Source organism: Arthrobacter sp. AOP36-A1-22, from assembly GCF_052377615.1.
In the GTDB taxonomy this organism is placed as follows: Bacteria; Actinomycetota; Actinomycetes; order Actinomycetales; family Micrococcaceae; genus Arthrobacter_H.
The window spans coordinates 157,088-169,127 of sequence record NZ_JBQSWX010000006.1 but is presented as its reverse complement, the minus strand read 5'-3'; the positions used below and the strand labels follow the sequence as shown (position 1 = coordinate 169,127).

The window sequence follows — 12,040 nt, the reverse complement described above, 5'->3', positions numbered from 1 at the left end:
GCCAAGTCCACCCACCGAACCGCTAATCCTTGATGCGCGCGCGGGACCTTCGTGGCCAACGACACGTTCTACGACTCGTAAAAAACCTGTTTCCGCCCGCCGTTCCGGGGGAACCGGGCCCGGAGGTTAGGGCAGCCTGCGTGTCCTGGAGAGCGCTCCGGAGGTACGATGTTGGACATTGTGGTTTTCCTAGCACTTGTCGCCTCCCATTCTGATATCGACCTCGAAACGGTGGCCCGGCTGAGCGCCGCCTCCGACGGGGTCGCTTCTGCCGTGCTCGACGGCACCACCCCGGTCTCCGGCGCCGTCGTCCTGTCCACGTGCAACCGCTACGAGGTCTACTGCGAGGCCCCCGGCCAGGACGAGGTTCCCGCAGCACGCCAGGCAGTCATCGAGCAGATCTCCGCCGCCTCCGGGCTGGCCGAGGAGCAGGTGTCCCAGGCCTTGGAGACCAAGACGGAGGACGACGCCGTCTCCCACCTTTTCGCCGTGGGCGCCGGACTCGATTCGGCGGTGATCGGCGAACGTGAGATCGCCGGACAGGTCAAACGGGCCCTCATCGATGCCCAGGCCACCGGCACGGCCTCCGGATCCCTGGTCCGGTTGTTCCAGAGTGCTTCACGGGCCGCCAAGGACGTCGGGACCCGCACCGCATTGGGCGGGCGCGGCCTGTCCATCGTCTCGGTGGCCCTGGACCTGTCCGAGGACCTTTCGGCCACCACCAGCTGGGCGGACCTCAACGTCGTCATCTTCGGCACCGGCGCCTATGCCGGGGCCACCATGGCCCGGCTGAAGGAACGCGGCGCCCACGAGGTGTCCGTCTATTCGGCCTCCGGCCGGGCCGATGTCTTCGCCGCCTCCCGCGGCGGAACGGCCATCGACGATGCTGCCCTGCCCACCGTGTTGCGTGAGGCCGACGTCTTGATCGGCTGCAGCGGCGGCGGGGTGCGCATCGATGCGGCCGAGCTGCGGGCGTTGGATCGGAACGGCAGGCCCCTGGTCGCGATCGACCTGGCACTGACCCACGATGTGGACCCCGATGTCCTCGAGTTGGACGGCGTCGAATTGATCACCCTGGAGTCGGTGCGCATGGCCGCTCCCGCCGAACAGTCGGAGGCCGTGGCCCAGGCACGGGCCATCGTCACCGATGCCGCCGATAGGTTCGCTGGTCAGCAGCGCCAGCGCAGTGCCGATACCGCGATCGTCGCGCTGCGCAAGCACACCCAGAAGGTCCTGGAGACCGAAGTGCAGAAGGTTCGGGCCCAGCATGGGTGCACCGCTGCCGCCGAGGAAGTCGAATTCGCCATGCGCCGCATGATGCGCCAGCTCCTCCATGTCCCGACCGTGAGGGCCAGGGACCTAGCCGCCGAGGGTCGGCATGGCGATGTCGAGGACGCCCTGGGCACGCTCTTCGGCATCGAGCTGGAGGACGCCCCCGTGGCCCGGGGCCCCGGGGACGGGCAGCAGCCCCGGCCCGCGGATCCGGTCACCGGCCCGGTGGGATTGCCGGCAACGGGCACCGACGGCGCCCCCTGCCCCGGACGCCGCGAAGCCTAGCGGCCTCCGCGGGCCGCCTCGCGGCCGGGGCCCTAGTACATCGACTTCCCGGGTTCCACCTGCTCGACCCAGGCGGCGATGCCCCCGGATAGGTGCCGTACGTTGTCATAGCCGTGGTCCAGCAGATAGCCCAGTACTTCGCCGGAGCGTCCGCCTGATTTGCAGTGCAGCACCACGTCCTTGTCCCGGGGCACGTCGATGTCTCCCCCGAGGACCTGGCCGCGCGGGGCCAGCTCGGCTCCGTCGATGGCCACGATCTCCGCCTCGCCTGCTTCCCTGACATCGAGCAGCACGAAGTCCCTGCTCCCGGCGGCCCGCTCCCCCAGCAGATCGCGGAGTCCCAGCGGATCGATCGTCGGCAGTTCACGCTCCGTCGCCTCGGCCGGGGCGATCCCGCAGAAGGCAGGATAGTCCTGGAGCAGTTCGGTGGGCTGGACGGTCTCAGGGTCGGGCCGCAAACGGATTTCACGCCAGTTCATGGCCAGGGCGTCGAGGATGAGCACCCGGCCCAGCAGGGACTCACCGATCCCGGTGATCAGTTTGATGGCCTCGGCGGCCATGACCGCCCCGATCTGTGCGCACAGCACCCCGAAGACTCCGCCTTCGGCACAGGAGGGGACGCTTCCGGCCGGCGGGGCCTCCGGGTACAGGTCCCGATAGGTGGGGCCCTGGCCGTTCCAGAAGACGCTCACCTGGCCGTCGAAACGCAGGATCGAACCCCAGACATAGGGTTTGCCCAGGATCGCTGCGGCGTCGTTGACCAGATAGCGGGTGGCGAAGTTGTCGGTGCCGTCCAGGATGAGGTCGTAATCGGCGAAGACCTCCAACGCGTTGGTGCTGTCCAGATGCACCTCGTGCAGGACGACGTCGGTGAACGGGTTGATCTCGGCGATGCTCTCCCGGGCGGACTCGCCCTTCCCCTGCCCCAGATTGGACACGCCGTGGATGACTTGGCGTTGCAGGTTCGAGACCTCGACCGTGTCGTCCTCCACGATCCCGATCGTCCCGACACCGGCGGCCGCCAGATAGAGCAGGGCCGGAGAGCCCAGCCCGCCGGCGCCCATGACCAGGACTCGGGCGTTCTTCAGTCGTCGCTGTCCCTCCAGACCGACCTCGGGGATGATGATGTGCCGTGAATACCGTTTGAGTTCGTCCGGGCCCAGTTCGGCTGCTGGTTCGACCAGGGGGCCGGGAGCTGTTCGTATCGCGTCCTGCATTTTCCCAGCCTAGTCCCAGCCACGGAATACCCATGGGTAGAATGACTCCATCCGTAACGACGACGACGTTGCGGAGGAAAGGCAGGCAGTGGAGCGCAGTCCAGAAAATTCCCAGCGGACCCCTCGGATGCCGCGGGACCAGCGACGGCGGCAATTGCTTCAGGCCGCGCACCAGGTCTTCGTGGCCCATGGCTACCATGGTGCTGCCATGGACGAGATCGCCGATGTCGCCATGGTCAGCAAGCCGGTGCTCTACCAGCACTTCCCGGGCAAACGCGAACTCTATCTCGCGCTGCTCGACGAACACCTGCAGGCCTTGTCCGAACGCCTGCTCAAGGCCATTGCCTCCACCACCGACAACAAGCAGCGGGTCCAGGCGACCATCCGCGAGTTCTTCGGCTTCATCGCCGGGGACAGCCAGGCCCACCGTCTGGTCTTCGAATCGGATCTGATGCATGATTCCGCCGTCAGTTCGCGTCTGGAGACGTTCAACGCCGGTTTCGCCGACGCCATCGCCGGGGTCATCGCCGAGGACACCGGGCTCAGCCAGGCCCAAGCGGTGCTGTTGGGCCGGGCCATGTCCGGCATGGCGCAGGTCGCGGCCCGCTACTGGCTCGAGCTGGAGGGCGAGGTCGACCTCGACGAGGCCAGCGACCTGGTCTCGCGTTTAGCTTGGCGCGGAATCGCTCGGTTCCCGAAGGAATCCTGACGTAGATTTGACCCTGACGTATATGGGCGACGCTTCAGGCGCCCACCCCGACTTAAGAGGAGCCACCATGGACGTGCGCATCGGAATCCAGAATGTTGCCCGCGAGGTTGTCATCGAATCGGCTGAAACCACGGAGCAGGTCACCCAGACCGTCCGTGATGCCATCAGCGGCACCACCGATCTGGTGCTCAGTGATTCCAAGGGCCGCCAGGTCATCGTTCCCGCCGGTGTCATCGGCTATGTCGAGGTCGGCGCCGAGGAACCGCGTCGCGTGGGCTTCGCCGCCCAGGCCTAGCAGGCCGCATGCCGAGCAACGGCCGGCCCCGACGGTAGACGTCGGGGCCGGCCGTTTTTCGTGGCCCGGCGTCGCCGTGGTCAGGAATCCTGCGGTCCGTCAGGGGTTCTCGCCATCGTTCCCTTCGTGCACGGCCGGGTGTCGCTGCGGTTCGGCACTCCCGCCGTCCCGTGTCGCGGCCTGGGAGACGGCCTCGGCGAAGCCCGTGTCCTGGCCGGTCACCTGACTGCCTGCCTCATGGGAGGACACCGCCAGGAACACGGTGTCGTAGCGCCAGTCCAGATCGGGGTGGTGGTTGCGTTCCTCGGCGATCGCCCCCACGGCGGCGATGAACCCGATGGCCGCGGCCGAGGATTCGAAGGCATAGGCGGTCACCAGGGCACCTCGTCGATGCCGCCAATCCGGCAGCCCGGCCAAGGCCTCATTGATTTGGGTACCGGTCAGGACGCCGTCGCCCGGGCCGGTGGATGGATCGGTCATGATCTCTCCTTTCGCTCCCTGGGCCCATGCTCGTGCGAGCGGCTCAGGCAGTCAACCCCAAGGCGGCCATCCTGCGTGAATGGTTCTCCACGAGCTGGGCGAACAAGACGCCCAGGGGTTCCTCCCCGGCCTCATCCGCCTCGGTGATCAGTGCGTCGTTGAACAGGCCGCTATCGGCGATCCTGCGGGCCTGGGTGAGGGCCTCGCCGAGCAGCCGCCGTCCCCACAACGCCAAGCGGGAGGCCAGTCGGGGATCTTCCGCCAGGGCTTCCTGGAGGCGTTCGTGGAGCCATTGGTTCTGTGCGTCCAGCGCCTGCACCTCCTGGACGAGTCCACGGACGTCGGGATCCAGGCCCCGGGAGATGGCAACATAGAAATCCCCCGAGACCGAGTCGATGACGTGGGCCTTCATCAGGGATTCGTACCAGTCCCCCGGGCGGGTGCGATCGTGCAGGGCATCGATGGAGGCCACGAACGGTTCCATGGAATCCGTCGGCTCGGCCCCCCGGGAGGTGATGACCTCCACGACCCGTTCGTAGTGCCCGAACTCGTGGACCGCCAGACGGGCCAGCGCCACCCGGTCGATGATGGTCGGTGAGAAGCGGGCATCGGAGGACAGGCGTTCGAACGCGGTCAGTTCCCGGTAGGCCATCAGCCCGCATAGGGCCAGTTCGGCCCGGGCTCGGGTCGCGTCGTCAAGGGTCGGCGGTGGCAGCTCGGTCATGCAGGCCAGCCTACCTCCGGCACGGTTCCTCCCCGGCCCGGGCGCTGGTTTCCTTCCATGTTGTGGTTAGGCTGAATCCGTGGTGCACAAACCCCTTGAGCTGAAGACCAATGCCGCGCAGACCCGTCTCGTCCAGGCATTGGACTCGGTGGTGTCCGCGTTGGAGCTTCCCGGGGACTATCCCCCGCAGGCGTTGGCCGAGGCCAGGACCGCCATCGATTCCCTGGTCCTGCCCGACCACGATCTGACGGAAATCGAGTTCGTCACCATCGATCCGGCCGCTTCCACCGATCTCGACCAGGCCGTCCACCTCGCCCGTGACGGGGAGGGCTATGTGGTCCGCTATGCCATCGCCGATGTCCCGGCCCTGGTCGAGCTGGGCGGCGCCCTCGACGCCGAGACCAGGCACCGTGGACAGACCCTGTATCTGCCGGGCCACCGGGTGCCCCTGCACCCGGAGATCATCAGCGAGGATGCCGGCTCGTTGCTGCCCGGGCAACGCCGTGGCGCCTATGTCTGGACGTTCCACCTGGATGCGGCGGCACTGGTGCGCCGGACCGGGCTCCTCCGGGCCACGGTGTGCAGTCGGCAGAAGCTCGACTACGCCGGGGTCCAGGCCTCGATCGACGAGGGGCATGCCTCGGAGTCGCTGGCACTGTTGAAGGAAGTCGGGCTCAAGCGCATCGAGGCCGAACGCGAGCGCGGTGGGGCGAGCCTGCGCATCCCCGAGCAGGAGGTCGAGGTGGACGAGGACGGGGTCCCCTGCCTGACCGTCCGGGCGGCCCTGCCGGTGGAGGACTGGAATGCGCAGATCTCCTTGCTGACCGGGATGGAGGCCGCCCGGATCATGCTCGAGGGCGGGATCGGGATCCTGCGGACCATGCCCGCCCCCGATGAGCACGGGTCCACGGCCTTCCGCCGCCAGGCCGCCTCCCTGGGGACCCCCTGGCGCGACGGGGTCCCCTACGGGGAGTTCCTGCGCTCGCTCGATGTCACCGAGCCCCGTCAGCTGGCCATCATGCATGCCGCCACCTCGCTCTTCCGGGGGGCCGGGTATACCGCGTTCGACGGCGAAGCCCCCGAGGAACGGATCCAGGCGGCCATCGCTGCCCCCTATGCGCACACCACGGCCCCGTTGCGCCGGCTGGTGGACCGGTTCAGCCTCGTCGTCTGCGAGCATCTGGTCCGCGGAGCCGAGGTTCCTGCGGGAATCCGCCGGGCCCTTGTCCTGCTGCCGGAGCTGATGCAGTCCTCCAACCAGGTGGCGGGAACCGCCGAACGGGCAGCCATCGATACCGTCGAGGCCGCCCTGCTCTCGGACCGGATCGGGGAGAAATTCGATGCGATCACCCTCAATGGCACCACCGCCGAGCAGGCGGCCAGGGCCCGGGAGAACGGTGAGGCCCCGGGCGGGCGCCTGCAGCTTCTGGACCCGGCGGTCAACGCCCGCTTCCTGGGCCGGGCCGAAGCCGGCGAACGCGTCCAGGCCGAACTGATCGAGGCCGATATCGACCGGCGCACCGTACTGTTCAGGATCGACTAAACGACCGGCCGGCGGCCCCACCCGTTCAGCCCAGCAGGAACTCCGCCCGTCCCTGCATGCTCGAGGAGGCCTGGGCCATGGGCCGACGCGGGATCCGCCCGCCCCGCTGGGCCAGTCGACCGGCCCGCACCGCATGCCTGAAGGCCTCGGCCATCAGGGCGGGATCCTGGGCCCGGGTGACGGCGGTGGCCAACAACACGGCGTCGCACCCCAGTTCCATGGCCAGGGCGGCATCCGAGGCGGTGCCGATCCCGGCGTCGAGCACCACCGGGACCGTCAGCCGGGAGGCGATGTATTCGATGTTGTGCGGGTTCAGGATCCCCTGGCCGGTGCCGATGGGTGCCCCCAGCGGCATGACCGCCGTGCAGCCCAGGTCCTCGAGTCGTTGGGCGGCCACCGGGTCGTCGTTGGTGTAGGCGAAGACCTTGAACCCGTCGGCCACCAGTTCCTCGGTGGCTTTGAGGAGTTCGGGGATATCGGGCAGCAGTGATTCGTCGTCGGCGATCACCTCGAGTTTGACCCAGTCGGTCTCCACCGCTTCGCGGCCCATCCTGGCGGTGAGGACCGCTTCACGGGCGGTATGGCATCCTGCGGTGTTCGGCAGCAGTCGGATGCCCAGCCGTCCCAGCAACGCGAAGATCGATTCGGTGCCCGGGACCACTGCGTGGCGGCGCATCGACACCGTGGTCAGTTCGGTTCCGGAAGCACGCAGGGCGGCTTCGAGCACGTCCTGCCCGGGGGCCCCGCCGGTCCCGGTGATCAGCCGTGAGCCGAAGCGGGTTCCGTCCAGGAGGAGGTCGTCGGTTCCCGCACCTTCACCCACCTTGCACCGCCGAGAGCAGTTCGATCCGGTCCCCCGGCTGCAACCGGGTCCGGGCCCAGGCCGAGCGGGGAACGACCTCGTCGTTGACCGCGGCGGCCAGCCCGGGGCTCGTTCCCTCGCTCGTGCGGCCATCGGCGCCCAGCGCCAGGCCCGTTTCGCGTTGGATCAGCTCCAGCACGCTCAGGGCGGCGTGGGGTTCGGCCTGTCCGTTCAGGATCAGTGGGGGCGTGGTGTCGTTCATGAGAATCTCCAGGGGTCGAAGGGTGCCAGTCGGGTCGGGTCGAGGCTGGCCGGGGGTGGTCTCGGCGGCGTGGCCCCGGGCACCGGGCCAATCAGCCCGCGGATGGTGGCTGCCGCGGCCACACTGAGCAGCACCCCGTGGCGGTGGAATCCGGTGGCGGCCAGCAGTCCGGGGCCGATGCGTCCGAGCAGGGGCAGGTGGTCGGGGGTTGATGGACGGGCCCGGGCCGTCAGGTCCACCAGTTCATAGTGGGCCAGGGCGGGCATCACCCGCAGGGCGTCACGTAGCAGCCGGTGCACGCCCTCGACGCTGATGCCGGGCTGGTCGTCCTCGCGTTCGGTGGCCCCCACGACCACTTCCCCGTCGCGGCGCGGAAGGATGTAGACCCGTTGCCCGGAGACCAGGGCGCGCACCGTGGAGCCGGCCGGACGCGGGGCCGTGGCGGTCGGGCGCATCCTGAGCACATCGCCGAAGACCGGGCGGACCGGAAGCCGCAGCGAGGCCGGCAATCCACTGATCCGCTCCCCCGCTCCCCCGCGCTCTCCGGTCCTTCCGGTCCCGGTGGCCAGGATGACCTCATCGGCTTCGAGGTCTTCCCGGGCCCCGTCGGGACCCAGGGTCTGGACGACGGGCCCGTGTGCTCCGGCGACGACGCCGGTGGCCCGCCGGCGGTTCACGCTCACACCGGATTCGAGTTCGAGGGCGGCCAGCAAGGCGGCTGCGGTGCGGCGCGGGTCGGTCCGTGCGTCCCCGGGGGCCCGGAAGGCCCCGGCCAGCCGGGGGGCCAACAGCGGTTCGACTTCGCGGGCCGCCGCGGTGCCCAGCTCCCCGATCCCCAACCCGACGGTGCGTTGGGCCTCGGCCAGCGCCGAGAGATCGGCTCGATCGGCGCCGTCGGCGGCAACCACCAGCGTGCCGCAGGCCTCGAAGCCGGTGGGTCGGCCACTGGCTGCTTCCAGTTCCCGGGCCCACCGGGGCCAGGCGTCGGCGGCGGGAACGGAGAGTCCCAGCAGGCCCTGTTCCTGGTAGTGGAATTCGGTGACGGCCGCGAGCATCCCCGCCGCGGCATGGGTGGCCCCGGTGGCGGGTTCGGGATCGATCAGGGTGACACGGTATCCGCTGCGGGCCAGTTCCCAGCCGATGGACAAGCCGACGATGCCGGCGCCGATGACCGCACAATGCATACTGTTTTACCTTCCCTCCGCCGGCATGATCCGGATCAGGTGTCTCGGTCGGCGCTCGGTACCGCATCTGCGGCGCAGCGCCCTCTCAGCCCGTCTGCGGGCTCCCGTGGTTCGGTTCCAGCCTAACGCACGCCACGCGCGGTCGCCGGGTCGAAGCGGTGATTATGTCGCGGCACGGTAGACTGGAGGGGTAGACAAGGATGCCCGGTCGTACCAGACGCATTTACTTGGCAGGAATTCCCAGCGAACCTGCACCTTTTGCGCGTTCATTCGCGCTGGTTAGCCCGCGATCGGCTCCGCTGGACGCGCCGCTGCTGCGGTGGACTCCGCTCTCCGTTTTCAGAGGACGTCGAGCACACCGAGCCCCGGCGCCTAAACGAATGAGATTTCATTGAATACTGAGCAACAACTCACCGACGACACCGGAACCATCGAACTTCCGGTCGACGGTCTCCTCGCAAGCGAGGATGCCCCGCATGAGCTGCCCGAACAGACCTTCGCAGACTTCGGCGTCCGCGAGGACATCGTCGAATCCCTCGCCGACGCCGGCATCATCCACCCGTTCCCGATCCAGTCGATGACCCTTCCGGTCGCGCTGGCCGGACACGACATCATCGGGCAGGCCAAGACCGGCACCGGCAAGACCTTCGGTTTCGGCATTCCCGCCCTGCAGCGGGTCATCGGCCGGGACGACCCCGATTACGACAAGCTGCCCAGCCCCGGCGCACCTCAGGCCCTCATCGTGGCTCCGACCCGTGAACTGGCCAACCAGGTCTCCGCCGACATCCAGAAGGCCGCGACCAAGCGCAATGCCCGCATCGCCACCATCTACGGTGGTCGCGCCTACGAGCCGCAGATCGAGCAGCTCACCGCGGGCGTCGAACTGGTGGTCGGCACCCCGGGGCGTCTGATCGACCTGCATAAGCAGAAGTACCTGAACCTGAAGAACATCCGCATCGTGGTCCTGGATGAAGCCGACGAGATGCTCGACCTGGGCTTCCTGCCCGACGTCGAGACGCTGCTCGCCGCCATCCCCGCCGTGCACCAGACCATGCTGTTCTCGGCCACGATGCCCGGCGCCGTCGTGTCGATGGCCCGCCGCTACATGTCCCATCCGACGCATATCCGTGCCGCGGACCCCGAGGACGACGGCATCACCAAGAAGGACATCCGCCAGGTCGTCTACCGCGCCCACCAGTTGGACAAGGACGAAGTCGTCGCCCGCATCCTGCAGTCCGAAGGCCGCGGACGCACCATCATCTTCACCAAGACCAAGCGCTCCGCCGCCAAGCTCTCCGAGGAACTGATCGACCGCGGTTTCGCCGCCGGCGCGATCCACGGGGACCTCGGCCAGGGCGCCCGCGAGCAGGCACTGCGCGCCTTCCGCAACCACAAGGTCGACGTGCTGGTCGCCACCGAGGTCGCCGCCCGGGGCATCGACGTGGAGGATGTGACCCACGTGATCAACCTGCAGTGCCCCGAGGACGAGAAGACCTACCTCCACCGGATCGGCCGCACCGGCCGTGCGGGGAAGAAGGGGACCGCGATCACGTTCGTCGATTGGTCCGATGTCCCCCGCTGGGGCCTGATCAACAAGGCCCTGGGACTGGACCAGGCCGATCCGGTGGAAACCTATTCCTCCTCACCGCACCTGTTCACCGATCTGGGCATCCCGGCCGGGACCAAGGGACGGCTGCCGCGCAACCAACGCAAGCTCCAGGGACTGTCCGGGGAGAAGCTCGAGGACCTGGGCGAAACCGGCAAACGTCCGGCAGAGCGCGAGAAGGGCCGGGGAACCGGTTCCCGCTCGGGCCGCGACGCGGGCCGCGGACGCGGTCGCAGCCGCGGCTCGGAATCCGGTGGGGACGGCGCCGGGCGTCGGGGCCGCGGCCACGGCCGCTCCGACCGTCCCAACCGCGAAGCCACCGGGGAGACGAACCGCCAGCCCGCCGAGACCGGACCCACCAGCGACGAGGCGGCCCGTCCGGCACGCCGCCGCCGCTCGCGGACGCGCCGGCACCACGGCGAGGTCGTCAACCGCAACGAGTCCGAGTAGCACCTGTGGGCGCCACCACGCCTACCTCCGGTGGGGACCCCGGCCGATCGGCCGGGGTCCCCACCCGTGTCGGGTCCGAGCACCCATGGTCCCCGGAGGGACCCGATCTGGTCGTCCAGGCCGACAACGCCGACTTCCTGCCCACCTTGCCCGATGGCGCGTTCACCGTGGTCTACCTCGATCCGCCGTTCAACACCGGGCGCAAGCAGTCCCGCCAGGCCACCACGATGGTCCGCAACACCGATGGCACCGGTGACCGGGTCGGGTTCAAGGGCGCCAGCTATTCGACCATCCGGGGGGCCCTGCATAGCTACGACGACGCCTTCGATGACTACTGGGCCTTCCTGGAACCGCGGCTGATCGAGGCCTGGCGGCTGTTGGCCGACGACGGCACCTTGTACCTGCACCTGGATTTCCGTGAGGTCCACTACGCCAAGGTGATGCTTGATGCCATCTTCGGCCGGGAGTGCTTCCTCAACGAGATCATCTGGTCCTATGACTACGGCGCCCGGTCCAAGAGCCGCTGGCCTGCCAAACACGACAACATCCTCGTCTACGTCAAGAACCCTTCGAGGTACCACTTCGATTCCGTCGAGGTCGACCGCGAACCCTATATGGCTCCCGGTCTGGTCACTGCCGAGAAGGCGGCCCGCGGCAAGCTGCCCACCGATGTCTGGTGGCATACCATCGTCTCGCCCACCGGCAAGGAGAAGACCGGCTATCCCACGCAGAAGCCAGTGGGCATCCTGCGCCGGATCATCGCCGCGAGCAGCCGCCCGGGAGACTGGGTGCTGGACTTCTTCGCCGGGTCCGGGACCACCGGGGCCGCCGCCTCCCAGTTGGATCGGCGGTTCGTCTGCGTGGATGCCAATCCCGCGGCGATCGACACCATGCGTACGCGCCTGCCCGAGCAGACGGATTTCCGCCGGAGCTGACCAATGCGCCGCCCCGGCCTCGACCGGTCGACGCCGTTAACCACGAAACGGCCGTGGCACCCCAGGAGTACTGGTGGTGCCGGCGGCCGTCGGCTCCGGCACCCCGCAGGGCACCGGAGCGTGGGGTCCCCCCAGAACGGGTCAGACCATCGTGCGGTCGTCTCGACGTGCCTGGCGCCATTCGCGCAGGAAGGCCCGCGCGATGACGAACAGTGTTCCGGCCACGATCACCGGCCAGATGAGCATGTACACGGTCAGGATCATCGGTTCCATGTC

The 12,040-nt window shown here is 68.6% G+C and carries 13 protein-coding genes; 6 read left to right on the top strand and 7 right to left on the bottom strand.

The features are described 5' to 3' along the window. The first annotated feature begins 180 nt into the window (after positions 1-180). A complete protein-coding gene (locus ACT3S2_RS05965; RefSeq protein WP_444555312.1) occupies positions 181-1,557 on the top strand; it encodes a glutamyl-tRNA reductase in 1,377 nt (458 codons plus the stop codon). A gap of 32 nt (positions 1,558-1,589) precedes the next feature. Here ACT3S2_RS05965 and moeB read toward each other — a convergent pair whose 3' ends face one another. Continuing rightward, positions 1,590-2,774, bottom strand: a complete 1,185-nt coding sequence (gene moeB, locus ACT3S2_RS05960; RefSeq protein ID WP_444555311.1) for a molybdopterin-synthase adenylyltransferase MoeB — start codon at positions 2,772-2,774, stop codon at positions 1,590-1,592. Between the two features lie 127 nt (positions 2,775-2,901). Here moeB and ACT3S2_RS05955 point away from each other — a divergent pair, with 127 nt between their 5' ends. Further along, positions 2,902-3,483: a TetR/AcrR family transcriptional regulator gene (locus tag ACT3S2_RS05955; RefSeq protein WP_444555310.1), complete on the top strand. Its 582-nt coding sequence runs from the start codon at positions 2,902-2,904 to the stop codon at positions 3,481-3,483. A 67-nt stretch (positions 3,484-3,550) separates the two neighbouring features. Then, positions 3,551-3,778 (top strand): DUF3107 domain-containing protein, encoded by a 228-nt coding sequence (locus tag ACT3S2_RS05950; protein WP_444561372.1) that lies wholly within the window; start codon positions 3,551-3,553, stop codon positions 3,776-3,778. A gap of 99 nt (positions 3,779-3,877) precedes the next feature. Here the strand turns inward: ACT3S2_RS05950 and ACT3S2_RS05945 are convergent, their stop codons facing one another. Together ACT3S2_RS05945 and ACT3S2_RS05940 are read right to left on the bottom strand one after the other, a co-directional pair. Beyond that, positions 3,878-4,258, bottom strand: a complete 381-nt coding sequence (locus ACT3S2_RS05945) for a 4a-hydroxytetrahydrobiopterin dehydratase (RefSeq protein ID WP_444555308.1) — start codon at positions 4,256-4,258, stop codon at positions 3,878-3,880. Positions 4,259-4,301: 43 nt separating this feature from the next. Further along, on the bottom strand, positions 4,302-4,982 hold the full coding sequence (locus ACT3S2_RS05940; RefSeq protein WP_444555307.1) for a ferritin-like fold-containing protein: 681 nt from the start codon (positions 4,980-4,982) through the stop codon (positions 4,302-4,304). A 79-nt stretch (positions 4,983-5,061) separates the two neighbouring features. Here ACT3S2_RS05940 and ACT3S2_RS05935 point away from each other — a divergent pair, with 79 nt between their 5' ends. Next, positions 5,062-6,525, top strand: coding sequence for an RNB domain-containing ribonuclease (locus tag ACT3S2_RS05935; RefSeq protein WP_444555306.1), 1,464 nt, complete (start codon positions 5,062-5,064; stop codon positions 6,523-6,525). A 25-nt stretch (positions 6,526-6,550) separates the two neighbouring features. Here ACT3S2_RS05935 and ACT3S2_RS05930 read toward each other — a convergent pair whose 3' ends face one another. The 3 genes from ACT3S2_RS05930 to thiO are packed head-to-tail and all read right to left on the bottom strand — an operon-like array spanning position 6,551 to position 8,773. Then, positions 6,551-7,348, bottom strand: coding sequence for a thiazole synthase (locus ACT3S2_RS05930; RefSeq protein ID WP_444555305.1), 798 nt, complete (start codon positions 7,346-7,348; stop codon positions 6,551-6,553). After that, complete coding sequence (thiS, locus tag ACT3S2_RS05925; protein WP_444555304.1) at positions 7,341-7,589, bottom strand: sulfur carrier protein ThiS; 249 nt, start codon at positions 7,587-7,589, stop codon at positions 7,341-7,343. Before thiS ends, ACT3S2_RS05930 begins: the two co-directional genes overlap by 8 nt. Next, on the bottom strand, positions 7,586-8,773 hold the full coding sequence (gene thiO / locus ACT3S2_RS05920; RefSeq protein ID WP_444555303.1) for a glycine oxidase ThiO: 1,188 nt from the start codon (positions 8,771-8,773) through the stop codon (positions 7,586-7,588). The genes thiS and thiO overlap by 4 nt, the downstream gene beginning before the upstream one ends. Positions 8,774-9,164: 391 nt before the next feature. Here thiO and ACT3S2_RS05915 point away from each other — a divergent pair, with 391 nt between their 5' ends. Then, positions 9,165-10,829: a DEAD/DEAH box helicase gene (locus ACT3S2_RS05915; RefSeq protein WP_444555302.1), complete on the top strand. Its 1,665-nt coding sequence runs from the start codon at positions 9,165-9,167 to the stop codon at positions 10,827-10,829. 107 nt (positions 10,830-10,936) lie between these two features. Further along, the gene (locus tag ACT3S2_RS05910; protein WP_444555315.1) at positions 10,937-11,764 is read left to right on the top strand and encodes a DNA-methyltransferase; all 828 of its coding nucleotides are present in this window, start codon (positions 10,937-10,939) and stop codon (positions 11,762-11,764) included. A 141-nt stretch (positions 11,765-11,905) separates the two neighbouring features. Here the strand turns inward: ACT3S2_RS05910 and ACT3S2_RS05905 are convergent, their stop codons facing one another. Continuing rightward, complete coding sequence (locus tag ACT3S2_RS05905) at positions 11,906-12,037, bottom strand: putative transporter small subunit (protein WP_444555301.1); 132 nt, start codon at positions 12,035-12,037, stop codon at positions 11,906-11,908. Positions 12,038-12,040: the final 3 nt, after the last annotated feature.

Excerpts from the sequence above, each read along its gene's own strand:
- moeB (WP_444555311.1), bottom strand. The coding sequence starts at position 2,774 with ATGCAGGACGCGATACGAACAGCTCCCGGCCCCCTGGTCGAACCAGCA.
- ACT3S2_RS05955 (WP_444555310.1), top strand. The coding sequence starts at position 2,902 with ATGCCGCGGGACCAGCGACGGCGGCAATTGCTTCAGGCCGCGCACCAG.
- ACT3S2_RS05950 (WP_444561372.1), top strand. The coding sequence starts at position 3,551 with ATGGACGTGCGCATCGGAATCCAGAATGTTGCCCGCGAGGTTGTCATC.
- ACT3S2_RS05945 (WP_444555308.1), bottom strand. The coding sequence starts at position 4,258 with ATGACCGATCCATCCACCGGCCCGGGCGACGGCGTCCTGACCGGTACC.
- ACT3S2_RS05940 (WP_444555307.1), bottom strand. The coding sequence starts at position 4,982 with ATGACCGAGCTGCCACCGCCGACCCTTGACGACGCGACCCGAGCCCGG.
- thiS (WP_444555304.1), bottom strand. The coding sequence starts at position 7,589 with ATGAACGACACCACGCCCCCACTGATCCTGAACGGACAGGCCGAACCC.
- thiO (WP_444555303.1), bottom strand. The coding sequence starts at position 8,773 with ATGCATTGTGCGGTCATCGGCGCCGGCATCGTCGGCTTGTCCATCGGC.
- ACT3S2_RS05905 (WP_444555301.1), bottom strand. The coding sequence starts at position 12,037 with ATGGAACCGATGATCCTGACCGTGTACATGCTCATCTGGCCGGTGATC.